Raw genomic sequence first — 22766 nt, 5'->3', positions numbered from 1 at the left:
TCCGGTAGTTACCCATGTAAGTCTGTACTTGGGTAAAAAGTTGTGCTTCCCGGCAAACAAAAAAAGCAGGGATTTCCTGCTTTCAAAGGATGTTTTACCAATGTCGGATAAAATGATGGAAAAATCATGAAATTTCCGATATGGTTTCAATCTCGTTTTTTCGTCCTTTCAGCCACTGGGGAAACCGGGATTTTCCCATCACATAGATGACAGTATGATCCGTATCTCCCAGCTCCGTGGTGTGGTAGGAGTCGCAGTAAAGCCCGCTGTCATCCACCATGATATAGGTGGCAATCGTGTCCAGAAGCTGTTTGAACTCCAGGTTATCGTAATCACGTACCCGGTCAAATGGGCCGTTCCGGTCATAGATCTGGCTGAAGCAGACCACACATTCCCGGTACAGGGGAAGGGAATGGACCGTCAGGTAGTTCTGCAGCGCATAGTTCAGCGGCTCATGGAGAAAGGCAGCGTTGACGTGCTGCTTTCTTTTGGGAAGCAGGCCCGGAAGCGTAATGGAGATCAGATCTTCGTCCTGGCAGATCTCAATCCCTTGGGCATCAGCCGCATCCTTTAAATATCCGCCCCGTTTTTCCGGGGCGGCCAGACAGACCAGGTTCCGCATCTGGCAGGCGATCCGCTCAGCACGCAGCGCAGCGTTCATACTCAGCTCCCCGTAGTTTTCCGGATATGTACGAATATCAGTGGTTTTCAGGGCAAAAACGGTGTTGTTGAGTTTCTGGATCTCTCCTTCCAGCTTCGCAAGCCGTTCATAGAGTATTTTCTGGTTTGAAATGGTGTATTACCTCCTTCCGTAGTAGCTGACAGAGCCGGAGTCATCCACGACACAGAAAGCAAGCACTCCTTCAATCGAGAGTTTCGCCGCCTGCTGGATATTTTCCAGCATCACAAGACGCAACACATCGTGGCGGGGAATGGATTTCATCACATGATCCACTAAAATTTCCTGTTCCAGCGGCACATAGAGGATTTCATATTCCTCATTCTCTGAAAAGAAGTGAAGTTTAACAGGAAAATCCCCGCTGGTATGGAATACGATGGGCTTTTCAAAATCCAGTAAAACCCAGAAGGCGGCAATCGTGCCTCGATCCGGGTTTTTGGCAGCCTCCGGGCTGTCACATAACAGGCCGGCTTCCTTATCATGATAAATCCTCCCCTGCTTGACCAGGCTGGTGATCAGCGACTTGATGGAGTCCTGGTTACCAAACATCTTCATTACCTGCTCATACTTCAGGGCATGGTAGGTGGTCAGGAAGCGCAGGAGCTTTTCTCCTTCCCTGTGGTATATCTGATCTCTTGTTTTCATGCCGGATTTCCTCCGTTCAATAGAATGTGCGTGTGCTGTACGTAGAGCATACGTAGAAATTTCTACTTATTATATATGTAGGCTGTACGTACAGCAGTCAGCGTTGGTTTATGGGTACAAAAAAAGCACCGCCGAGGGTGCTGTAAAAAGAAAACTATAAGCAATACCTATTGTAGCATGGGTAAATTTACCCTGCAATCGCAGAACCGGGACAATCCTATGCCGGAGCTGTGCCACTTCCTACTCCGGGAAGAATTTATTCAGGGTGTCTATGGTTTCCTTTGCCGTATAGCCCCAGAGGATGCTGCTCAGAGCTTCTATCGCCAGGTGGCGTTTCCGGTAGTAAGTACGGTAGGAGATATTGGGAATGTGCTGCTCCAGCTTTTCCAGGATTTCTTCCGTGTTCTTCAGCTGCTGTGGAGAAAGAAAGGCATAGTAGAGGATCCAGTAATACTGCTCCCCGTATTTGTGGTTATTCCGCAGAAGATCTACGGAAGACTCCAGCAGCTTCAGCATCCGGTTGCTCCGCTCAATGCTTTTGGCACGTTCCGCAATATCACTTCCTGCCAGGTCTGCCCCGGCTGCATAAATGGAGTCCAGGAACTCATCAATGCTGGAACCGTACTGCACCTTGAACTGGTTCTCCATCTGGTGAACGACCACTTTCAGGCTGTATGTGGCATCCCGGTAACGGCGCAGGAACTGGTACGTATCATGAAACCGGGGATTTTCTTCCGGTGCTGGAAAGTCCTGTCCTTTACGCTTCGGCATACAGATCACCTCCTTCCTGACTTCCGGTTCCCGGATTTTCCGGTACTTGCGGGGGAAGATCCGGCAGTAAGATTTCCGGTGGTTCCATCTTGTGCATCCTTTTAGCCCGCTGTCCTGTCCTGCTCTCTTTCGGAAGGGCAGTGTTCGCCAGTACGGTTCGGTGCTGCTGTCCGGTCTTCTTTTCAGGCTCCAGCTTTGCAGACTCCGACCTGGGTTCTATGGTCAGCTCAAACCGGTAGTTTGCGGCTCCAAAGGGGCAGATAATATTTAGACCAATTACAGGTATACTATCCTTGCAGTCTGATAAAGGAGATAATATATACCTGGTCCGTGGACAGTGACAGCAGGAAATCCCTTGTGTATCCAGGAGTTTGGCGACTTTTTTGACCATGTAGCGGATGTGCGAAATTGGAACGCAGGGAATGGGATTTGAAACAGTAATCTGTTCATCCGTCACCGTTTCTGGTACGCACACAGACTCTGGTTCTGCGGGTTCCTCTGCAGGTGTTTCTTTTGGAATGTAAATCGGCAGTTTCATTTTCATGGCGATCTCCTCCTTGTCAATCAGTACGTCGCTGATGTTAAACATAATGGAAAGGTAATTGTTTAGGTATATCATGCTCCCGTGATTTCCACGGAAGGATACCAGGGTGATCAGGTTCATCTTCTCCAGCTTTTTTAATAGCCTTGAGACAGTAGGTTTAGAATGTCCCCAACGATCTCCCAGTGTCTGGAAGCTGGTCAGAGGGGAACCGGTATTATTCCGATAATAAACGACAGGGCCGGTGTCAGAGCAGAGGACAGACGGATCATTGTATACAGCGTGGATCCACAGGTCGAGCAGAATGTCCATCTCCGAGCATTTGCCTGCCTGGATCAGCTTGTGAGCTTTTCCAATAGGGAAAAAGAAGAAACCAGTATCCTTTTTGCAGGGATAATTGTATTTCAGGGCAGTATTATCATTCTGCCAGTCGGTAATCTGGAATTTGACCAGACGGTTTTTCTCCAGCAGGGAATAGGTAATGCAGCCTTCCTCCTGGAGATGCTTCAGGATGGATATGGCCTGATGTTGGAACCGGCAGCGAAACCAATCCTGCAGTTCTGAGATGCTGCAGATCCATTCTCCAGGTGAGAGCGTATAAGTGAGCTGCTCCATGCGCCGGTTTGAATTGCTGTAATTGGCGTAGGAGCAAAGAATCAGATACCAGAAAAGAAAAGAGCCTCCGGTGGTTCGGATGCTCCTGTCATTTAATAAGGTCTGTATGAAGTTGCGGTAGATCCGGCAGCGTGGAAAATCTACGATTTGTTTGAGTTCTAATTGGTATTCCATAAGTAAGCCTCCTAATAAAAAAGGCTGACAACGAATGTCAGCCCGTCAAAATGATATGATTTGTCAGTAGGTATTGAGAGAGTGCAGAAGCCAGTTGGTCTCCTCCGGTCTGACACACTCCATTGCATTTTTATTGCATTTTTAAATTTTGTTTTATTGTTTTATAGCGTTTTATAATCGCTAAAACCCCTGTAAATAAGCCAATCTTTGTTTATATCGCTTACCGTCTGTCTGGAGTTTGAATAGTAAACAGAGAGCCGGGAAGCCGCATAAACAGCGGACTTTCCGGCTTTTAGTATGTGTCGTGATACCTTTTTGATACCCATATAGCTAAAATTGAGAATTTACCTTTGAGAGTAAATCTTTGAATGTAGTTGTTTTATGTACTTTACTTAAAGGTTCAGAACATGTAGCAAGATAATTTAATGCGTCTGCAATAAAGACATTTTTGCAATGAGAACTATGGGCAGCACATAACTTTTTAAATCTTTGATTAGCTTTGGTGGTATCAAGATCCATGAGTAAAATGGGATCATCCATTAAGTTTAGCAAACATACAAGAGCCTTGTTGTCGAAATTTTTGATAAATTCTTTATAGTATGGCAAAGCTCCTTCATCAACGCCTTCTCTATATCCATTACCATTTCCAGAATAACAAACAACGATTGTTTTTACCCAATCAGACAGTATGCTTTGGGGTATATTTCCAGATGTGGGTAAAAGTGTTTTTAATTGTCGTGCCCAAGGTTCTTCATTATAGAAATTATTGATACTATTGTGAGTGGTCATTAAATTGGCTAGAGAATCTCGAATTTCTTGAGCAATGCTATCTTCATCTTTGTATGATAAACCATCAACGACAAGAAGGAAATCATTCGCTTTATCTTTTCGGGCAACATCTCCATTTTTTCTAAAATAGCCAAATTTTTCTCCAATGGAATGTTTTTTTGGTTCGCTACTTAGATTCCATACATACTTTGCGATTCCCTCAATATTAGAAGAAACATTTGTGTTGATATTGGAATCTGTATACATACCAAAAATAGTTGAAAGAAAATCTTCAATCATAACTTTGGGAAGCTCTGCGATATTTTCTCCAATATATTTAAAGTCTGATTCGGGTATAACACTGGTGCGTATATTGTAAAGTAACTGTTTCAATTTAACAGCTTCTTCGTTTGGAGTAGCATTGATGGCATATTTTATACAATTGTCTAACCAACTTAATAAATCAAATGCACTAATTTCACTGTCGTTAGGATGAGCTGCACTGGAATGGTTTCTCATATAATTTATAAATTTGAATACTTCAAAAACGTGATCAGTTATTAACCCCATTCTATTGCATGCATGGAGTAAATCAAAATCAGAAATTTGGGAAAGGTCATCTTCAGTTCGTAAATTTTTGTAACGGTTATTTAACTCGGAACTAACTTTTAGAAAGTAGTCTAAGTCAAAATTAATAATCATTTTTCTTAAACTTTTTATTGTTTCATTCCAAAGATAGGTAACAGCTCCGTCAAATAGCCCTGCGGCAACAGAAGAAAGAAAACGAGTTAGATAGGTGGCGAATTGTCTGTTTTCAACTGATATTTTTTGTATTTCTGATTCAATGGAATTAATAACAATTTGTCGCTCCTCAATTGGTGCTAAGATGCCTTTGACAGGTAAGCCTAAATTAACAAGGTAATTGGTAAAAGGTTCATTGAAATCACTTATAGAAGATTGAATCTCATTCTTTATTGTTGTTAAATCATTCATTGTACGTTATCCTTTCTTTTGTGGGATTGAGGTGAGGTATTTAGGTTCTTCTCCATTGGTAGCTATTATTTTTCTTATCATTCCCTTCATTATCAATATCACTACTGGTAGCAGGCCAGTTGATTTTCCATTCAAAATATTCGTCTTCTGAAATTTCTCCGTTCTTTAACTGTTCTTTTCGCAGACACCATTCACGCAGAAATTCATTTACCAGACCATAATCAATCCACATACCCACAGGAGCATGAGCAGGCCATTCGTCGCTATCATTATACCGGACAGATTTATCATCCGAAGCATTGCACTTGCCAGGATTACGGACAAGTTGGAATAGATGAAATGTGTTGCGATTATCTTCGTCAAGCCAGAAGAATGTTTGCATAATGTCCTCGGCGCATCCAGGGGCTTCGGTGATAAAATTAATATAGTTCACATTTAAAATCTTGGCAATTTCCATGAGCGTGTCTTTTTTAGGGACACGATAACCAGACTCATATTGAGCTACACGAACATCAGCATTTCGTTCCTCGTATCCCAGTTTTAAGCCTAATTCGCGCTGTGTTAATCCACGAAATGTTCGTATTCTCTTAATTCGTTCTCCTAATATCATAAATCATGTCCTTTCTAAAATCTATAAGTTATATGTCATAATCCATTCGTTGCCGATTTCCTTTATGATTCTAAAACCTATTTTTTGGTACAGTTTAGCTGCATAATTAGCTTTTTGAACGGAAAGTGAAACACGTTTATAACCGTGTGTTTGTAGCAGAGACAACATTTCTTTTATCAAACTGCTCCCAATTCCCTGCCCTCGATATTTTTTATACAGAGAGATTGCAAGGGAAGGTGTCTTATCATCAATATGTCCGTAATCATTCATAATTCTCACCCAGACAGCACCAATGATTTTATTCTCGACTTCAGCAACTAATGAAAAATCATCTTTTGATGTTCCGAAATCCTTAACATAAATCTGCAGCTCAGGAGCAGTAATAATACTTTTTGAAGGTGGCTCTACTCCTTCTGGAATAAAAATGGCTTCATATAAAAAATCGTCCAATAACGGATACTCCTGTGCTGTCATTTCCCGTATTGTATATTTCATAAAGCCCTCCTATGAAAATAGCTATCCTATTTCTTATATTCTAGCATAACTCAAATCATACGACAACAAAAACTTATCACAAATGCTAAACTTAATAAAAAAGATAAGTTTAACAAATACGCTATTGACAATAACAAAAACGCTAAGTATAATACAAATATGGAACTTAACAAAAAAGCTAAATAAACAAGGGGGATATCTATTTGAAAAATGATTTATTAGTAACAGCCGGAGAAGTTGCACAGGATTTGGGTGTTTCAAAACCATTTGCCTACAAATTAGTGCGGCAGATGAATGAAGAACTGGAAGCAAAAGGATTTATTACAATCGCCGGAAGAGTAAGCAGAAAATACTATGAAGAAAAATTTTATGGTATGGCGCAGACAAATTAAGAGGGGAGTGAAGTCATGGCGGCGTACAAAGATGAAAAGCGTGGAACATGGTATGTATCGTTCCACTATTATGACTGGACAGGAAAAAACTGTCGGAAAGTGAAAAGAGGTTTTAAGACTAAACGGGAAGCGACAGACTGGGAACATCATTTTCGTATGAAAGAAGCTTCTGATCTGGATATGACCTTTGGAGAGTTTGTAGAAGCCTACACCAGAGATATGAAGCCGAAACTAAAACACAATACCTGGCTGACAAAGGAGCATATTCTGCGGACAAAGTTATTGCCATATTTCAGGGACAAGAAAATGCGTGACATTCGTGCGACAGATATTATCCAATGGCAGAATGAACAGATTTCTTATCGTGATGCTAAAGGAAAACCTTATGCGCCTACGTATCTGAAAACTCTGCAATCAGAATTAAGTGCTCTTTTTAATCATGCGGTGCGTTTCTATGAGCTAAAAAGCAATCCTGTTGTGAAGGCGGGGCCGCTTGGAAAAGGGAAAGCAGAGGAAATGCTTTTCTGGACAAAAGAGGAATATTTAAAATTTATTGAAGCGGTAAAAGACAAGCCATATTCATACCATGCGTTCCAGATACTATATTGGTGTGGTCTGCGCGTAGGAGAACTGTTAACTCTTACTCCGCAGGATATTGATTTTGATAACAAGGTCATCCGGATTACAAAATCTTATCAGCGGTTAGAGGGAAAAGACGTAATTACAGACCCGAAGACTCCTAAAAGTAAACGAAATGTGAGTATGCCGGATTTCCTGTGTGATGAACTGAAAGATTATATCAGCAGATTATATGGAATTCTTGCTACGGACCGTATCTTTCATCTGACAAAAAGTTTTCTGCACCATGAAATGACAAGAGGTGCAGAGAAAGCAGGGGTAAAGCGTATCAGAATCCATGATTTGAGACATTCGCATATTTCCCTGCTGATCAGTATGGGATTTTCGGCTGTATCAATCGGAAATCGGGTAGGGCATGAAAGCGTTGATATTACCTATCGCTATGCCCATATGTTTCCTACAGAGCAGACGAAAATGGCGAAGTTATTGAATGAAGAATTTAAGGAGGGCATGGAAGAATGAGTGGTACACACAAATATCCGACAATCAGCTTTCGCATTTCTCCCAGAGAACGTGAGGAAATTGAAGCGAAAATTCTTGTCAGTGGTATGAAGAAAAAAGATTATTTTGTTCGTTCCTGTATTTATAATCGTGTGTGCGTGGTAGGAAAGAAAGAGACTGTATATCAGATTGTAGAGAAATTGAAGGAAATGGAAAACCATCTGTTAGAGTTGGCAGAGCAGTTAAAGGACAGAAAGCCGGAGATTACTTCCGAAGAAATCCGGGAACTTCATACGGCTTATGAGGATATGTTAAAAGCAGTTCTCTGGATGTTGGACGGAGCAAAATATCTGTGGGAGGGAACTGATAAAAAATGCCCCGACAGCGGCAACTATCAGGGCGTGTGATAACGGAAACCTCTGTTATCGGTAATCACAATACGAGTATAGCAGAGGTTTCTTTCATTGACAATGAGATTTTCAGAAACGGAGGTTATATGGAAGAAACAAGAACAGAATTGCAGATGATTAAAATGTCGGAAATACAGTCAAAGGAAGTGGCGTGGCTGTGGTATCCATTTATTCCATATGGAAAGCTGACAATTATACAAGGCGATCCGGGAGACGGGAAAACAACGCTTGTACTTAATATAGCGGCAAAGCTCTCAAAGGGTGAGGGTTTAGACAGTGACATGAAGCTGACAGAGCCATTGACGGTAATCTACCAGAGTGCGGAGGATGGACTCGCCGATACGGTAAAACCTCGCTTAGAAGCAGCAGGTGCGGATTGTGAGAATATTTCTGTTATTGATGAAAGCAAAAAATCGCTTTCCATGATAGACGAACGTCTGGAGGAAGCGATTATAAGGACCAAGGCAAAACTTCTTATTTTAGATCCTATACAGGCTTATCTCGGCGGCAGTATGGATATGAATCGAGCAAATGAAGCAAGGGACATGACAAAGAAACTTGCGGCTCTGGCAGAAAAATATCAATGTGCCATTGTGCTTGTAGGACACATGAACAAGGCGGCAGGGAATAAAGCGGCATACAGAGGAATGGGTTCTATTGATTTTTTCGCAGTCGCAAGGAGTGTATTGTTAGTTGGTAGAGTAGAGGGGGAAGAGAATATAAGAGCGGTTGTCCAGATAAAAAATAACCTTGCAGGATTCGGTCATCCGAAAGCATTTCAACTATCAGAGGACGGATTCCTTTGGCTCGGAGACTATGAGATTACAGCGGATGAAGTTTTAGGCGGCATTGCTCCAAAAGCGAATAAATTGGAACAGGCAAAGCGTCTGCTCCGGAAACTTGCAGAAACAAATAATGCTATACAGAGCAATGAGATTTTTAATCTTGCGGAGGAACAGAATATATCCAGACGGACGCTCGAAAATGCAAAAAAGGAATTGGGAGTCAGAGCGAAGAGGATAAACAATTCTTGGTATTGGGAATTGAACAAAGTAAGAACAGATTAAGGCAACAGCGCAACAATGCAGAGTATATAGAATTTGCGGATTTAGGATTTGTAAGGTTGCAAAATATATAGACCTTGTATTGTTGCGGTCTTGGAGAGGAGCGTGGGATATGATACGGAAGCAGAAATGCGACAGGAACTGCTGCTTCGTCCATAGGACGGAAAAGCTCCCGGCAGGGCGCAAAGGCAGCTTTTGATGGACGGAACGGCTGTCAAAAGTGCTTTTGCGTTACTTTCGACGAAAGTAACAAAGCCTATGCGCCGTATCCGGCGCTGATTACCACCCGAAAAGGGAGAAAGGATATTGATTGAAAAGAACAATCAGCTTTATGACAGGGAAAGGTTCTGTCAACCATAATAGTAGAAAATTTCATGCAAAGAATACTGATCCAGAGCGAAGCTATCTGAATATAGAGTATATCAATGAAAATATCGAAGATGTATATCATGAATTATTTGATGAAGCCCTTGCCAGGTATAACGAAAAGCAGAGCAGAAAGGATCGTTGTATTGATAATTACTATGAAAAAATTCGCGCTGGTAAGCAGGAGAAAACATTCCATGAGATCATTCTGCAAATCGGGGATAAGGATAATATGGGAGCAAAAACCGAGGATGGACAGCTTGCTGCAAAGATACTTAATGAGTATATGCAGGATTTTCAGCAGAGAAATCCTACATTGAGGGTATTCTCTGCATATTTGCATATGGATGAAGCCACTCCACATTTGCATATTGATTTTATTCCTTATACGACGGAAAGTAAGAGGGGGCTTGATACAAGAGTATCTCTTAAACAGGCGTTATCGGCTCTTGCATTTAAAGGCGGTACAAGAAGGGAAACAGAATTAAATCAGTGGGTGGCGGCAGAAAAGAAACAGCTTGCGGCTGTTATGGAACGACATGGTATTGAATGGGAACAGAAAGGAACTCACGAGAAGCATTTGTCTGTTCTGGATTTTGAAAAGCAGGAGAGGGAAAAAGAGGTAGCGGGTTTAGAAAAAGCTATTTCCGGTGGGAAAGATGAATTGCAAGATATTCAAATGCAGCAGACAAAGGCTGTGCAGGAGACAGAGCAGATTCGACAAGAACTTTCAGAACTCTTTATAACAAACGATCTACTGCGAGAACAGACGGAAACTTTGACACAAGATAAAGAGAAGTTGTTATCTGATAATGAAAAATTGGAACGACAGCAGAAAAAGTTACAGCAGGAGATTGAGAAAATGTCTATTTCAAAGACTGTTATGGAACAGAATATACGTGCTTATGACGAAGATAAAGAATGGCAGTTGCCAGAACCGGGGGCCTTTATGAGTGCAAAGACTTACCGAGATAAAAAGGCATTATCTCTTGTAGAGCGACTGAAAGATGTTATAAAAGAACTGACAATAAGGTGTATTCATCTTATGGAACAGGTAAAGAAACTGACCACAAAAATAAACATGCAAGAGGAAAAGATTGAATATCTGACGGATCGGGCTATGGGACAGAGAATGGTAATCGATAGATTACAGGAACAAGCGGCAGACTTGGGGCGGTTGAAGCAATATTTCGGAGAAGAGCGTGTACAGTCTATAGTAGAACAGAGTAAGAACATAGAACGAGCGGAAAAGGCGGCTAAACGTTCGAGACGTTTACATGAAATGACCAGATAGGGGAGTGATACAGTGACAGATATGGAAAAAAAGATTATGGTTCGGCTGTGCGCCAAAATTCTTTTGGAAACAGATTTATATGATACAGATATAGAAGTACGGAATTTGATTGATTGGATATGCGTGTCGGAGCAGATAAAAATGAATAATAATGAAATACGCAAACTGACCGGAGAATATAAGCAGATAGAGCCGAAGTGCAGGGAAGGCGTGAGGGAGCAGTTGGAGCGCATGAAAGAACTTTGTAAAGAACGAGATAGACTTTATGAGAAGCAGAATGATCTGAGAGGGAAAAGGCAGGAAATTGAGAGCATATTAAGATGATAGGAGAGAAGCATATTATACCAAAGTATCTTTGACTTTTTATAGTAAAGTATTTTGGACCATGTTATAATTAAAGTATCAGTTTGGTGTTCATTAGGAAGAGAAAGTAATCTTTAGATTATTTAAAAATAAGACTAAGATTATATTATTCTGCAAAGAGTTTGGTTTTTAAATATCTTTAACAGAATGGGAGTGGAGATTTATGGGAGAATTTATGCAAACTAATTTAATTATTGTGGAAGGGATTCCAGGGAGTGGAAAGAGTACAACAGCGGCGATGATAGCTGAAGAATTACAGAAAAATGGGAAAAAGGTCATTTGTGTGGATGAAGGTGCACAGGAACATCCAGCAGATTATGCTAATTACGATTTCCCGGATTTCAGGACAGAGCGAAAGGCAATTCTTGATAAGTGGCGTTCTTTTGTAGAGAAAGCTGACAAGGATATAATATATGTTTTTAACTGTGTTTACCTACAGAATCCAATGTGCGAAACGATGATGCGGTTTGGCATGGACGAAAAAGAATCAAAAGTCTACATTCAAGAGATAACAGAAGTAATTAAACCATTGAATCCAATTATCATTTATATAGATGAACCCGACGTAAAATCTGCAATTGATAGTGTGCTTGATGAACGTGGAACAGACTGGTTAAATGCTGTAATTGATTATCACGTATCACAAGGTTATGGAAAACAAAATAATTTATTAGGTTATGACGGATACATTAAATGTCTGGAAGAAAGACGAATTCGAGAACTTCGTATATTGCAAGAACTTAACATTGATTACTATACAATAGGAAAAGATATGTGTGTTGAAGAGTTCGCGGCTTTAATTTCTTCAGTCGGTTGGAGTAAACCTTCAATGGAGCAAATGCAACTTGCTATAGAAAATAGTACACAATCTTTTATAGTTCGCCATAAAGGCATTCCAATAGCGACTATTAATTGGTTAGGAGACTATGGGATGCACTGGTTCATGAAAGAGTTCATTGTACGTAAAGAATTTCAAGGGAATATGATAGGAAGATTTCTTTATCGTTTTTCGGAGAACTTTATTAAAAGTAAAATGCAGACTGGTTGGAAAGAGTGTATTGACTTGAGAGCATCAAAAGGAAAAGAAAATTTTTATCATCAACTTGGATTTCAAATAATGACAGAAGAAACAGGAAGCGGAATGGAAAAAATGGTTGAACGATAGAACATAAAGCAAATTGTATTTATTATAATTAGAAAAGATAAGAGAAAAGATAGAACTAAGGTATATACAAGAGAATTCCAAGCTTTCTTGTAAAATATGTAATTACATGGTGCTAGCACCATGTAGATAGAGTGATTAAGAAGAAATATTCGTGATACCCGTATGATACCTGTTTGATTGGAAACTATGAATAGGGCGTGAAATTTGGATATTATGAATATAAAAATCCGCAAAAGACAATTGTATATTTAACGATTATGTTATACTTGCAGGGAGTTCGAATAAGTTGAAATGTTGTAAATTGTTGATATCTATACGGTTTACAAGCACATTAGCATAGTCCATGCCAATAAAATGACAACATTTCAGATATTACTCACTAAATAATTCACTGAATAATAGAATACTGTAATAACAGAAAACCTTACCAATTTTCAGAATTGAAACTGAAAGTCGGTAAGGTTTTTTGCGTAGATAAAGAACTGACAGAGGTGAAAACTGTCATTATGTAATAGGGCGGATTTATTAGAAAAATTTTGTTGAAATTAAATCAGGACAATGAAACCATATTAATCATTGACACCATATACGACACCACATATAATATAAGCAGGAGGTATAAAAAATGTCAAAATGGGATAAATTGATAATGCGAATATGCAATTTATCGAAAGATCTCCGGTTTAATGAGTTACGGAAGGTATTGGAAAGTTATGGATACGAAATGAATGCACCGAGAGGTGGAAGTAGTCATTATACGTTTAGGAAGAAAGGATGTATGCCAGTTACAATACCGAAGCACGAACCAATCAAAAAAGTATATGTAGAAATGGTAAGGCAGATTGTAGAAAGTGAGGCGAAGAATAATGAAGACGCTGAATGATTATATGGCAATGTCCTATCGTATGGAAATCGTAGAAGATAAAGACGAAGGCGGATTTGTGGTTTCTTATCCGGATTTGCCTGGCTGCATTACTTGTGGGGAAACTGTGGAGAGCGCAGTGGCAAATGCATTGGATGCAAAAAAAGCATGGATTGAAGCGGCATTGGAAGAAGGAGTGGAGATTCATGAACCAGATAGTTTGGAAGCTTATTCCGGGCAGTTTAAACTTAGAATTCCACGTAGTTTGCACAGATCTCTGGCAGAACATTCTCAGAGAGAAGGAATCAGTATGAATCAGTATTGCGTATATCTTCTTTCGAGAAATGACGCAATGTTTTCAAAATAGCAGTTGCGAAATATTTTCAGATAGTTATAAATGAACTGACAACAAATTAGCTATGGAGAACTACAAACACATGTTATCCCCAAATATTAAAAAACAAATCCAACACAATTACAAACGGATGAAACACGGAAAAATAAAAGGTATTCTGCTATATCTCACCATATGTGTGGTTGCTGCCTGTATTATCAGCCTTTTCCTTGGCAATCCCTTTCCTCATAAGGAGAATTTCACGGGCTTGTCAATTGATTCTTACGGCAGCTTCCTTTTTCCTGGTAATCCCTTTTCTTATAAGGGGGCTGGCTTATCGCGTTCGGTATGGAATGACGGATGGATGTATACAGGGTTAGTTACATATCCATATCTGTTTGTGCTTTTTTGTGTGGCAGTTTGTGTTTTGTCGATTATAGTGGTATGCGTCCCGCTGATCAGGGATGTAAACAAATATAATCAAGTTCTGCTCAGGAAATGTGATGTGAAATCATATCTGGAAATCATGGAATACGGTGTGGCTTATGGAAAAACTCTCAGATTCCGGGGATTTCAGGGAGCGGTTTTTGTAGTGATGCAGGAGAATTTTGTGCTTGCGTTGATTGCCAACGAAAAACTGGAGGAATGTCGCCGGTTTTTAGAAGAGGAATGGACCGGAAAAAAGAACAGCAGGTCATATAAACGGCTAATGATGAATCTGGATCTTGTCGAGGCATACGGGGATTTGGACTCTGACAGATTTAATGAATTGTTTCAAAAGGCCGGGAGAAGGCTGAAAAAAGAGAAATTGCTGGTCGCGGAGAAAATGTTTCTGGAGCAGAAATATGACCAGACTATCACTCTTTTAAAGGCATACAAAGCGCCGACCCGTTATAATGAAGTATTCCGCCACTATCTGATGGGTATGTGTTATGATAAAATGGATAATCAGAAAATGGCGGAAGATTGTATGCGGTATGTATCCGAGCATGGGAACACGATGCCGTGCCGGGATAGAGCGCAGGAGTGGATTTCTCAAAAGCTCTAATTGCTATCAGAAGGATGATGCTCGGCATAATAGCGGAAAGCTTTTACGATATAATCAGAAGCCCCTTTTTTGTATTTTTTGTCAGTTACGCTTTTGATATAATCGTTGGAATATGCATCGATCAATACGTAGATATACGGTTTGGCAAGGGAAACACCTCCGCCGTTGTCCCTGATCAGTACATCTATCGAGTGAACGATGGATTGTATTTCGGGAGTAGATACATTTATTGATAAATCGGCGGTTAGTTTGCCGTATAATATGTCGGATTGTTTGGCGATTTCCTTTGCTTCTTCCGGCAGCCGTGTTTCCATAATCTCAGAAAAATGTTCCAGATTATATTTCATTTGTTCTGTGTAGTTCTCGACGCTGCCAAATTGCTGGATGGCCAGTTTTGCCACCTGGTCTTCATCATCTCTGATTTTCTGGATAAACATGTCAAAATTTTCGATACTTCCCCAGTGTTTTGTGACAGTTTCTGCCTGATTGGTTTTGAAATCTTCCAGGGCGCTTATATAATCAGACAGATCAAATTCTTTAAAACTCGTACAGTGTTCCCCTTTTTCGAGGCGTTCCAGGAGTTGGATCAATCGGTTGATCCGATTGCGTTTCAACAGAAATAATTCCTTTTGTTTTTTGAAGGCGGCAATTCTGTCGAAATCAGGATTTTCAAGAATTTCTTTGATTTCCTTTAATGAAAATCCCAGCTCTTTAAAAAACAGGATTTGCTGCAAAGCCTGCAATGCATTTTCATCATATAAGCGATAGCCGGATGATGTGAGTTCACTGGGCTTCAGCAAGTCGATTTCATCATAATATTGCAGTGTTCGTATGCTGATGCCGGTTAGTTTGGCGACTTGACTTATACTTTTCATGGCGGATGCTCCCTTCATAAGATTGTGGCCTTTTTTATCAGAGGATGATAAAAAATGACCGGTCAAAAATGATTATGCCCTCTGAAACAATAATACAATATCACGCTGCGTGAGAGTCAAGCTTTAAAATGTATCGCTTATAATTTGAAATGTTGAGCAGTGAGAAAACGTTGTGAGAAAATATCTTTTTTATAGGAATATTCAATGTTCTGGATGCGACAGATATGACCTGTTTTGATGATGAAACATTTGATGTGGTTTTGAATATGGGGCCGTTGTATCATTTGACAGAAGAGGGGAAAAGATATCAATGCTTCACAGAATCACTGAGAGTTCTCAAAAAGGGCGGGTTGTTGGTGGCTGCATATATACCCAGACTTTATCTGAATCAAATGATAGCTATGAGTGATATAAAATATTTGGATATGGAGTTTTTGAATCAGATAAAAGATACCGGTATTTTAAAACATGAAGATCCGAAATGTTTTTGGACAGATACATATTATTCATCTTATGAGGATATGGAAGAGCTGTTTAGAAAACACGCGATAAAGACGGTGAAACATTTTGCTCAGGATGGTCTTTTGCCTATGTTAAAGAAGAAGGCGGACCAATGGAACGACGAGCAGTTTAAGATATGGTGTGATTATCATTGTTCTGTATGTGAGGAGAAATCCATCATTGGCATGAGTAACCATGTCGTCATTGTCGGAAGAAAATAACACCCCCACCCAGGGCCGCGCGGTGCCAGAAGAGTAATCTGCCATTGCTGCGGCCCGCCGCAGGCGGAGAATCCTGCCTGGCAGGATTCAATCTTGTGGCCGATAAGGCTGATGAGACCGATGGGGCTATTCTTTTTCCCTTCTCGAAATAATCTTTTTCAAGTCAAATTTCACAATATAAAAGTACATAACGAGCAGAAGTGCTGCCGCGAGTACCCAGGCGGCAGGGCTTGCGAGGCATACGCCCAGGTAGCTGTGCTGTCTGGCGGCGATGACGGCGACAACGCCTCTGCCGATCAGCTCGGCGACGCCGGCCATCATAGGCAGCAGGCCGTAGCCGAGGCCCTGGATGCCGTTCCGGTAAATGTTTACGATGGTCAGCGGGATGAAGAATGCGCCGACGCATTTTAAGTAAATATCGACGGAGTCGATGATCAGCGCCACATCTTCAGATACAAAGAGGTAGCTCATGTATTTTCCCACTGTCATGACGAGAGCAGCCGCGGCAAAAGAATAAACGATGCCGATGATGGTGGAAGAGTGGAAGCCTTTGCGGATGCGGGGGATGTTGCCGGCACCCATATTCTGCGCTCCGTATGTGGCGATGGTGGTTCCGAGGGCCACGTAGGCCTGGGTGACCACCTGCTCGATTTTGCTGGCGGCGGTGAAGGCGGCTACCAGGGTGGAACCGAGTATGTTCAGGGAAGACTGTACCATCATGGTGCCGATGGCGGTGATGGAATACTGCAGCGCCATGGGAATTCCAATCTGCATCTGCCGTTTTAGGAGAGCGCCCTCTGGATGCCAGTCCTCTCTTGTCATGTGGAGAATTGGCACTTTTTTTATGATGTAGACCAGGCAGAGCAGACCGGATACTCCCTGAGAGATGATGGTGGCGATGGCAGCTCCTGCTGCGCCCATGTGAAATACAATGATGAAAAAAAGATCCAGGGCGATATTGAGCAGGGCCGAGAAAATCAGAAAATACAGGGGAACTTTGCTGTTGCCCAGCGCCCGTAGGATGCTGGCCAGCAGATTATAGAGCATCTGAGCCAGAATACCGCCGCTGATGATCATGATGTACGAATAGGCGTCCGCATAGATATCAGAAGGTGTGTTCATCAGATGAAGCCATGGTTCCATGAGAAGCATGAACGCCGCAGTCAGTATCAGTCCGATGATCAGGGACAGGATGGAAGCGCCGGCCACAGTACGGCGCATGGCCGGAAGGTCTCCGGCGCCGAATTTCTGTGCGGTCAGCACGGTGAAGCCTGCTGTCATGCCTACGACAAAGCCGTAGATCAGGAACATGATGGTTCCGGTGCTTCCCACTGCGGCGAGGGCTTTGGTCCCTACAAATTTGCCCACGATCACGGCGTCAGCCATGTTATAAAATTGCTGAAATACATTTCCTATGAAGATGGGCAGCGTGAAATTCAGGATGATTTTTGTTGGATTTCCCACTGTCATGTCATATTGCGCTGCTTTCATAAAATAATCCTTTCTTTATCAAAATTCAGAAGCAAATTATATATCAGGAGAAAAGGCTTGTAAATGTCATTTCTGGAAATGAAGATGGTTTTTGTGGTACATTTTCTCTGAGAAAATTATGCAGAGGAAAAATGACAATTTTCTACGAAAGCGCTCTTCTCTATGTTATAATGATGAAAATATGAGGAATCAGCACACAGAGGATGAGGGAAATGTGGAGTAGAAAAGAATTAAAAAGAAATGGTAAGAAGAATCTGAAGAAGAATTTTTGGCGTGTGGTTGGAATAAGTCTGCTGATCGCATTTATCGCCAGTGGTTTGAAGGTGACGCAGCATGTGGATAATGCAGCGTTATATTTTGTAAACGGAAGATTTAATACGCCTACCAATGCGCAGATTATGAATGACTGGTACCAGAGCGTGAGACAGAGCGGCGATCTGGAAGAAAACAGAGTCATTACATATTTGGGCGAGCATTACAAGCCGAAAAAGGGCGTGCTGGCGCATATCTACAATAAGATGACACAGGAAAAATCTGCTCTTTACGGTTTTGTGAACGCCATGAACGATATTTTGTTTAAAGACAAGGGAACCCAGGGCATGGTCATTCTGGCGGGGGTCGTGCTTCTGCTTTTGTTTTATGCATTTGTCAGCAATGTACTTCGTGTGGGGCAATGCCGTTTTCTGTTGGAGAACCGTTCCTATACTCAGAGTAAAATTGGAAGACTGCTGTTTCCATGGCGTGTAAAACGCGGAAAGAAAACGGCGTTTACTATGTTTAAAATGTCTTTCTTTATTTTTCTGTGGGATTTGACAGTGATCGGAGGAATCATAAAAAGATATTCTTATAAGATGATTCCGTACATTCTGGCGGAGAATCCGGATATTGGGCACAGAGAGGCGTTTATTCTCTCCCGCCGGATGATGCGTGGAAATAAATGGAGAGCGTTTGTTCTCGACTGGTCTTTTATCGGCTGGCATATATTAAATGTTTTTACTTTAGGAATACTTAATCATGTTTGGACTATTCCGTATACGGAGACTGTATATGCTGAACTTTACACAGCGCTTCGAAGAGAGGCGAAAGAGAAGCAGTATGCCTATGCAGAATATTTGAATGACAAGCTGTTGTTCACCGAGTCAGAGGAAGAGGAATACCCGGTGGAGAAATATCCGCTGTACAATCCGGAGACCAGACAGTGGATAAAAATCAATTATAAAAGAAAATATTCTGTCCGTTCCCTGATTCTGATGTTTTTTGCTTTTTCTATGATTGGATGGTGCTGGGAAGTGGCTCTGCATCTTTTTGGTGACGGAGTATTTGTCAACAGAGGATTTTTCTACGGTCCGTGGCTGCCGATTTACGGTACCGGCGGTGTTTTGGTGGTTATCCTGTTGAAACGATTTGTGGACAGACCATTGCTGACTTTTTTCATGGCAATGCTGGTTTGCGGAGTGGTAGAATATTTTGTCGGTTTTTTCCTGTGGGAATTCAAACACATGTATTGGTGGAATTATTCCGGTTATTTTCTGAATCTCCACGGAAGAATCTGTGCGGAAGGACTGATTATTTTTGGGCTTGGCGGCTGCGCCTTCCTTTATCTGATCGCACCGTTCTTTGACGAGCTGTTTAAGAAGATCCCGAGAAAGGCTGCAATCATAGCTTGTGTTATTCTTCTTGCAGTATTTGCAGTGGACGGAGTCTATTCCATGGTGAACCCGAATAGTGGAGAGGGAATTACATCTTATGAGAATCATTAAAACGGTACGAAAGGAGAAATATAATGATTGCTTTTTTATTGGCTCCTGTTTATCTGGCCATAAATGCATATATATTGTTGTGGATTTTTCGATTTATTGACGCCTGTCTTTCGGATACCCGCGCAAAAAGCGTTAAAATAATCTGCGCTGTCCTGTACATATTTCTGTGTCTGACGCCGCTGTTCGCTTTCCTTTTGCCGGCGTCTGATTTAAAAAAGACGGTCGCCCGCACGGGAAATTACTGGATGGGAGTTTTCCTTTATACGGTGATCATTGTGGCGTCTCTGGATCTCATACGAGTTATCGTAAAAAGGGTTCCGGCGCTTAAAAAATGTATTCCGGAAACGAAACGTTTTTTTGTCAGTGTCTGCTGTTTTGCCTGTGTGGCTGCCGCAGGAATCAGTATTTATGGAATATGGAATGCAAAGAACATACAAGTTACAGAATATACGGTGGACATTAATAAGGACATTTCGCAATCTGATTCACTAAAAATTGTTCTGGCAGCGGATCTGCATATGGGTTACAGCATTGGCTATCGTCACGTAGAGCGGATAGTTCGTCAGATCAATGCACAGAATCCGGATATTGTCTGTTTTGCCGGGGATATTTTTGATAACCATTACGACTCCATAGATGAGCCGGAAAAGATAAAAGAGGTTCTGCGTACGATCAAAGCTCCTTTAGGTGTGTATGCCTGTTATGGCAACCATGATTATGAGGAAGAAATTCTGGCAGGCTTCACATTTTCTTCGCAGGAAAAAGTGGAGATTGGCGAGCAGATGCGGGAACTTTTAGAAGAATCAGGAATACGTACTCTGGAAGACGAAACTATCCTTGTGGATGACCGCTTTTATCTGACTGGCCGCCGGGATTATTCCTCCGGCAAATCAGGAATCACAAGGAAATCACCAGAACAGCTTTTGCAGGATCTGGATAAGACGAAGCCGATCATTGTCATGGATCATCAGCCGAAGCAGCTTGCGGAACTGGCAGAGGCGGGAGCGGATTTGGATTTGTGCGGACATACCCACGACGGTCAGCTCTTTCCAGGCAATATTGTCACAGCTCTTATGTGGGAGAATTCCTGCGGTTATCTTAAAAAAGGAGATATGCATAATATTGTCACTTCCGGTGCAGGAATTTTTGGACCGTATATGCGAGTCGGAACAAAAAGTGAGATTGTAGTGATAAATGTTTCATAAAAGAAAAGACCGATATTTCCCGGAAAGGAGATATCGGCCTTTTTGTCATCGGCTGAGATGTTTCTCAAGCCAGGTAACACCCTTATACAAAAATGCGGCCATCAGACAAAGGAGAAAGATGGATAGCATTACCCAATCCATTTTGAAGAGCTGAGACAAAATGGAAAGGAAAATGATAAAGTGGGTATTGCAGTAAATATTATTTATATTCTAAACGGTTATTTAAAGAAGAAATTGCAATAATTGATATTTTATAGGAAGAAGGGCATCCAATTAATGGTAAATGTGGTATAGTAAGCAGGAGGAATTTACATAAACAATACAAATCTCTTTATTATGCTTCGGCATTTGAAGAATTTCAGGAGGAACCCCATGGGTGAAATAAGAGAACAAAAGAAGATTTCTGTCGGATTGTGGGTATTTCTACTGGTGATTTTCAGTTTCTTAGTTATTTCATGGAGATATAGTCCGACAGAGCATTTTTTCGATGAAGAAGGAGTATATGAACTTGAGACTGTCTGGCATGGAGAGAGACAGTCGGAGAGCGTGGACAGCCTGCCTGCTGTTTTTGCACATGATGAAAATGGAACGGCCACCGTGTATACGACGATTGATGAAAAATGGATGGAACAGGGGAATACTCTTTGTTTTCGGGCTTCTCAGGAAGCTGTGCGCGTCTGGATTGACGGTTCTTTGGTGCTGGAACAAGGGAATCTGGATATCGGTATTTTTGGACAGGCTCCTTCCAGCGGCTGGGTTATGTTCCGGCTTCCCGCAGACAGCGGAGGGAAAGAACTGAGAATAGAATTGTCCTCTCCCTATGAAAATTATCAGGGATTATTGCATAAGGTTTATATAGGTACAAAAGCAGCTCTGTTATTTGCTGTTCTGCATACTTATGGACTTGGATTTGCAGTTGCTTGTCTGCTCATAGCCATCAGCGTGGTACTGTTTCTGTTCTATCTGTTATTTTTTGTCAGGAAGATTCCTGGCAGTCAATTTTTGCTTCTGGCAGTTTTTGGAATGCTGGCGGGAATATGGATGCTCGGAGAGAGCCACATGCTTCAGTTTTTCACGGGAAAGCTGGCTGCCTGGTATAATATGACGATGATTGTCATACATTTAATGCCGTTGCCGCTTCTCGGAATCATGGAGAAATTGCCGGACTATTCATACGGACGCATATGCAGAGGCGGCAGATATTTTCTGATGGGATATTTGATAATGCTGATCGGACTGCAGGTGTCGGGAATCCGGGATTTTATGCAGATGCTCAACATATCGCTGATGATTTTACTTTTGATTTGTGTAGGTAACCTGTTTCTGATTTACTGGGAGTTTTTTCACAATCACAATAAAAAAATTCTTCCTATGGTAGTGGCAATCACCATATTTTCTGTCTTTGCCTGTATGGAGCTGACGCATGGACTGATTAATATTCACAGAGCTTTAGGCTCATATCTGCAGGTGGGAGTGCTGGCGTTTTACGTTGTTCTTTGTGTATTCAGCATTCGTACTACTTTTGACCTTTATGTGCAGGGCTTGCAGTCAGAATATTATAAAAAACTCTCCTATGTAGATCAGATGACAGGATGTATGAACCGGCGCGCCTTTACAGAGCGGGAGGATAGCTGGGTTCCCGGCGGAAACGATGTGCTTCTCATGATAGATCTGAATGATCTGAAGGAGATTAATGATGTGATGGGACACCATGTGGGAGATGTCTATATCAAAAAATGTTCTGACGCTATATTGGATATTTTTGGGAAGCTGGGAGATTGTTACCGGATGGGCGGTGATGAATTTCTTTTCTGGGGAACCGGCGTCCCGGAAGAAAAGCTGGAGAAGCTGGAAGAGGAGCTTCGTTCCCGCGTACAGGAAGCGTGCAAAGATATTTCTCCTGTCTGCGGCGTAGCTTCCGGTCATGCGGCAGCCACCCCGGAAGATAGATCAGTTGAAGAAATTCTGAAACGGGCGGACGAGAAGATGTATGAAAATAAACGTTATGTGAAGATGTGAGTAACCTGCCTTCTGTCACCCCGGA

Annotated in this window: 23 protein-coding genes; 14 read left to right on the top strand and 9 right to left on the bottom strand. The window is 41.6% G+C overall.

Annotated elements, in window-relative coordinates; all coding sequences use genetic code 11:
* Positions 1-124: 124 nt before the first annotated feature.
* The 7 genes from B5F87_RS12580 to B5F87_RS12550 form a co-directional block, all read right to left on the bottom strand.
* Complete coding sequence (locus B5F87_RS12580) at positions 125-778, bottom strand: DUF6100 family protein (protein WP_268888497.1); 654 nt, start codon at positions 776-778, stop codon at positions 125-127.
* Positions 779-799: 21 nt separating this feature from the next.
* Positions 800-1324 carry a DUF5697 family protein gene (locus tag B5F87_RS12575; protein ID WP_054352626.1) on the bottom strand — a complete coding sequence of 175 codons (525 nt, stop codon included), beginning with the start codon at positions 1322-1324 and terminating at the stop codon, positions 800-802.
* A 240-nt stretch (positions 1325-1564) separates the two neighbouring features.
* Positions 1565-2095 carry a hypothetical protein gene (locus B5F87_RS12570; protein ID WP_054352627.1) on the bottom strand — a complete coding sequence of 177 codons (531 nt, stop codon included), beginning with the start codon at positions 2093-2095 and terminating at the stop codon, positions 1565-1567.
* Positions 2082-3425: a helix-turn-helix domain-containing protein gene (locus B5F87_RS12565; protein WP_235853290.1), complete on the bottom strand. Its 1344-nt coding sequence runs from the start codon at positions 3423-3425 to the stop codon at positions 2082-2084. Before B5F87_RS12565 ends, B5F87_RS12570 begins: the two co-directional genes overlap by 14 nt.
* A gap of 330 nt (positions 3426-3755) precedes the next feature.
* Positions 3756-5186: a hypothetical protein gene (locus B5F87_RS12560; RefSeq protein ID WP_087281554.1), complete on the bottom strand. Its 1431-nt coding sequence runs from the start codon at positions 5184-5186 to the stop codon at positions 3756-3758.
* Positions 5187-5226: 40 nt separating this feature from the next.
* Positions 5227-5796 (bottom strand): helix-turn-helix transcriptional regulator, encoded by a 570-nt coding sequence (locus B5F87_RS12555; protein WP_087281552.1) that lies wholly within the window; start codon positions 5794-5796, stop codon positions 5227-5229.
* Between the two features lie 21 nt (positions 5797-5817).
* Positions 5818-6291, bottom strand: a complete 474-nt coding sequence (locus B5F87_RS12550; protein WP_087281550.1) for a GNAT family N-acetyltransferase — start codon at positions 6289-6291, stop codon at positions 5818-5820.
* Between the two features lie 203 nt (positions 6292-6494).
* On the opposite strand from B5F87_RS12550, the gene B5F87_RS12545 reads away from it, so the two are divergent.
* The 10 genes from B5F87_RS12545 to B5F87_RS20700 all read left to right on the top strand — a co-directional run bounded on the left by B5F87_RS12545 (position 6495) and on the right by B5F87_RS20700 (position 14669).
* The gene (locus B5F87_RS12545) at positions 6495-6683 is read left to right on the top strand and encodes a MarR family transcriptional regulator (protein ID WP_087281548.1); all 189 of its coding nucleotides are present in this window, start codon (positions 6495-6497) and stop codon (positions 6681-6683) included.
* A gap of 15 nt (positions 6684-6698) precedes the next feature.
* Complete coding sequence (locus B5F87_RS12540) at positions 6699-7784, top strand: site-specific integrase (protein ID WP_087281546.1); 1086 nt, start codon at positions 6699-6701, stop codon at positions 7782-7784.
* Positions 7781-8170 (top strand): hypothetical protein, encoded by a 390-nt coding sequence (locus B5F87_RS12535; protein ID WP_087281543.1) that lies wholly within the window; start codon positions 7781-7783, stop codon positions 8168-8170. The genes B5F87_RS12540 and B5F87_RS12535 overlap by 4 nt, the downstream gene beginning before the upstream one ends.
* 89 nt (positions 8171-8259) lie before the next feature.
* Positions 8260-9240: an AAA family ATPase gene (locus B5F87_RS12530; protein WP_087281542.1), complete on the top strand. Its 981-nt coding sequence runs from the start codon at positions 8260-8262 to the stop codon at positions 9238-9240.
* A 328-nt stretch (positions 9241-9568) separates the two neighbouring features.
* Positions 9569-10897, top strand: coding sequence for a plasmid recombination protein (locus tag B5F87_RS12525; protein ID WP_087281577.1), 1329 nt, complete (start codon positions 9569-9571; stop codon positions 10895-10897).
* Positions 10898-10918: 21 nt separating this feature from the next.
* Positions 10919-11221 (top strand): hypothetical protein, encoded by a 303-nt coding sequence (locus B5F87_RS12520; protein WP_343215766.1) that lies wholly within the window; start codon positions 10919-10921, stop codon positions 11219-11221.
* Between the two features lie 202 nt (positions 11222-11423).
* Positions 11424-12425, top strand: coding sequence for a GNAT family N-acetyltransferase (locus B5F87_RS12515; protein WP_242964467.1), 1002 nt, complete (start codon positions 11424-11426; stop codon positions 12423-12425).
* Positions 12426-13050: 625 nt separating this feature from the next.
* Positions 13051-13308: a type II toxin-antitoxin system HicA family toxin gene (locus B5F87_RS12510; protein WP_087281538.1), complete on the top strand. Its 258-nt coding sequence runs from the start codon at positions 13051-13053 to the stop codon at positions 13306-13308.
* Complete coding sequence (locus B5F87_RS12505; RefSeq protein WP_087281536.1) at positions 13292-13654, top strand: type II toxin-antitoxin system HicB family antitoxin; 363 nt, start codon at positions 13292-13294, stop codon at positions 13652-13654. Before B5F87_RS12510 ends, B5F87_RS12505 begins: the two co-directional genes overlap by 17 nt.
* 472 nt (positions 13655-14126) lie before the next feature.
* A complete protein-coding gene (locus tag B5F87_RS20700; RefSeq protein WP_143405252.1) occupies positions 14127-14669 on the top strand; it encodes a hypothetical protein in 543 nt (180 codons plus the stop codon).
* Here B5F87_RS20700 and B5F87_RS12495 read toward each other — a convergent pair.
* Positions 14666-15544, bottom strand: coding sequence for a MerR family transcriptional regulator (locus B5F87_RS12495; protein WP_087281573.1), 879 nt, complete (start codon positions 15542-15544; stop codon positions 14666-14668). The two genes, B5F87_RS20700 and B5F87_RS12495, sit on opposite strands and share 4 nt — an antisense overlap.
* 182 nt (positions 15545-15726) lie before the next feature.
* On the opposite strand from B5F87_RS12495, the gene B5F87_RS12490 reads away from it, so the two are divergent.
* Positions 15727-16266 carry a methyltransferase domain-containing protein gene (locus B5F87_RS12490; RefSeq protein WP_343215765.1) on the top strand — a complete coding sequence of 180 codons (540 nt, stop codon included), beginning with the start codon at positions 15727-15729 and terminating at the stop codon, positions 16264-16266.
* A 126-nt stretch (positions 16267-16392) separates the two neighbouring features.
* Here B5F87_RS12490 and B5F87_RS12485 read toward each other — a convergent pair whose 3' ends face one another.
* The gene (locus tag B5F87_RS12485) at positions 16393-17757 is read right to left on the bottom strand and encodes an MATE family efflux transporter (protein ID WP_087281530.1); all 1365 of its coding nucleotides are present in this window, start codon (positions 17755-17757) and stop codon (positions 16393-16395) included.
* Positions 17758-17969: 212 nt separating this feature from the next.
* Here B5F87_RS12485 and B5F87_RS12480 point away from each other — a divergent pair, with 212 nt between their 5' ends.
* The 3 genes from B5F87_RS12480 to B5F87_RS12470 all read left to right on the top strand — a co-directional run bounded on the left by B5F87_RS12480 (position 17970) and on the right by B5F87_RS12470 (position 22741).
* On the top strand, positions 17970-19517 hold the full coding sequence (locus tag B5F87_RS12480) for a DUF975 family protein (RefSeq protein ID WP_158097046.1): 1548 nt from the start codon (positions 17970-17972) through the stop codon (positions 19515-19517).
* A 23-nt stretch (positions 19518-19540) separates the two neighbouring features.
* Positions 19541-20722 carry a metallophosphoesterase gene (locus tag B5F87_RS12475; protein WP_087281526.1) on the top strand — a complete coding sequence of 394 codons (1182 nt, stop codon included), beginning with the start codon at positions 19541-19543 and terminating at the stop codon, positions 20720-20722.
* A 372-nt stretch (positions 20723-21094) separates the two neighbouring features.
* Positions 21095-22741, top strand: a complete 1647-nt coding sequence (locus tag B5F87_RS12470; RefSeq protein ID WP_158097045.1) for a GGDEF domain-containing protein — start codon at positions 21095-21097, stop codon at positions 22739-22741.
* Positions 22742-22766 lie beyond the last annotated feature (25 nt).

The sequence above is a fragment of the Eubacterium sp. An3 genome (genome assembly GCF_002159465.1).
Taxonomy (GTDB): Bacteria; Bacillota; Clostridia; order Lachnospirales; family Lachnospiraceae; genus Anaerobutyricum; species Anaerobutyricum stercoris.
The sequence above is the reverse complement of the archived record's forward strand: the minus strand, read 5'-3'. Positions and strand labels throughout refer to the sequence as shown.

Excerpts from the sequence above, each read along its gene's own strand:
- B5F87_RS12575 (WP_054352626.1), bottom strand. The coding sequence starts at position 1,324 with ATGAAAACAAGAGATCAGATATACCACAGGGAAGGAGAAAAGCTCCTG.
- B5F87_RS12570 (WP_054352627.1), bottom strand. The coding sequence starts at position 2,095 with ATGCCGAAGCGTAAAGGACAGGACTTTCCAGCACCGGAAGAAAATCCC.
- B5F87_RS12565 (WP_235853290.1), bottom strand. The coding sequence starts at position 3,425 with ATGGAATACCAATTAGAACTCAAACAAATCGTAGATTTTCCACGCTGC.
- B5F87_RS12560 (WP_087281554.1), bottom strand. The coding sequence starts at position 5,186 with ATGAATGATTTAACAACAATAAAGAATGAGATTCAATCTTCTATAAGT.
- B5F87_RS12555 (WP_087281552.1), bottom strand. The coding sequence starts at position 5,796 with ATGATATTAGGAGAACGAATTAAGAGAATACGAACATTTCGTGGATTA.
- B5F87_RS12550 (WP_087281550.1), bottom strand. The coding sequence starts at position 6,291 with ATGAAATATACAATACGGGAAATGACAGCACAGGAGTATCCGTTATTG.
- B5F87_RS12540 (WP_087281546.1), top strand. The coding sequence starts at position 6,699 with ATGGCGGCGTACAAAGATGAAAAGCGTGGAACATGGTATGTATCGTTC.
- B5F87_RS12535 (WP_087281543.1), top strand. The coding sequence starts at position 7,781 with ATGAGTGGTACACACAAATATCCGACAATCAGCTTTCGCATTTCTCCC.
- B5F87_RS12530 (WP_087281542.1), top strand. The coding sequence starts at position 8,260 with ATGGAAGAAACAAGAACAGAATTGCAGATGATTAAAATGTCGGAAATA.
- B5F87_RS12525 (WP_087281577.1), top strand. The coding sequence starts at position 9,569 with ATGACAGGGAAAGGTTCTGTCAACCATAATAGTAGAAAATTTCATGCA.
- B5F87_RS12520 (WP_343215766.1), top strand. The coding sequence starts at position 10,919 with ATGGAAAAAAAGATTATGGTTCGGCTGTGCGCCAAAATTCTTTTGGAA.
- B5F87_RS12515 (WP_242964467.1), top strand. The coding sequence starts at position 11,424 with ATGGGAGAATTTATGCAAACTAATTTAATTATTGTGGAAGGGATTCCA.
- B5F87_RS12510 (WP_087281538.1), top strand. The coding sequence starts at position 13,051 with ATGTCAAAATGGGATAAATTGATAATGCGAATATGCAATTTATCGAAA.
- B5F87_RS12505 (WP_087281536.1), top strand. The coding sequence starts at position 13,292 with ATGAAGACGCTGAATGATTATATGGCAATGTCCTATCGTATGGAAATC.
- B5F87_RS12495 (WP_087281573.1), bottom strand. The coding sequence starts at position 15,544 with ATGAAAAGTATAAGTCAAGTCGCCAAACTAACCGGCATCAGCATACGA.
- B5F87_RS12485 (WP_087281530.1), bottom strand. The coding sequence starts at position 17,757 with ATGAAAGCAGCGCAATATGACATGACAGTGGGAAATCCAACAAAAATC.
- B5F87_RS12480 (WP_158097046.1), top strand. The coding sequence starts at position 17,970 with ATGTGGAGTAGAAAAGAATTAAAAAGAAATGGTAAGAAGAATCTGAAG.
- B5F87_RS12475 (WP_087281526.1), top strand. The coding sequence starts at position 19,541 with ATGATTGCTTTTTTATTGGCTCCTGTTTATCTGGCCATAAATGCATAT.
- B5F87_RS12470 (WP_158097045.1), top strand. The coding sequence starts at position 21,095 with ATGGGTGAAATAAGAGAACAAAAGAAGATTTCTGTCGGATTGTGGGTA.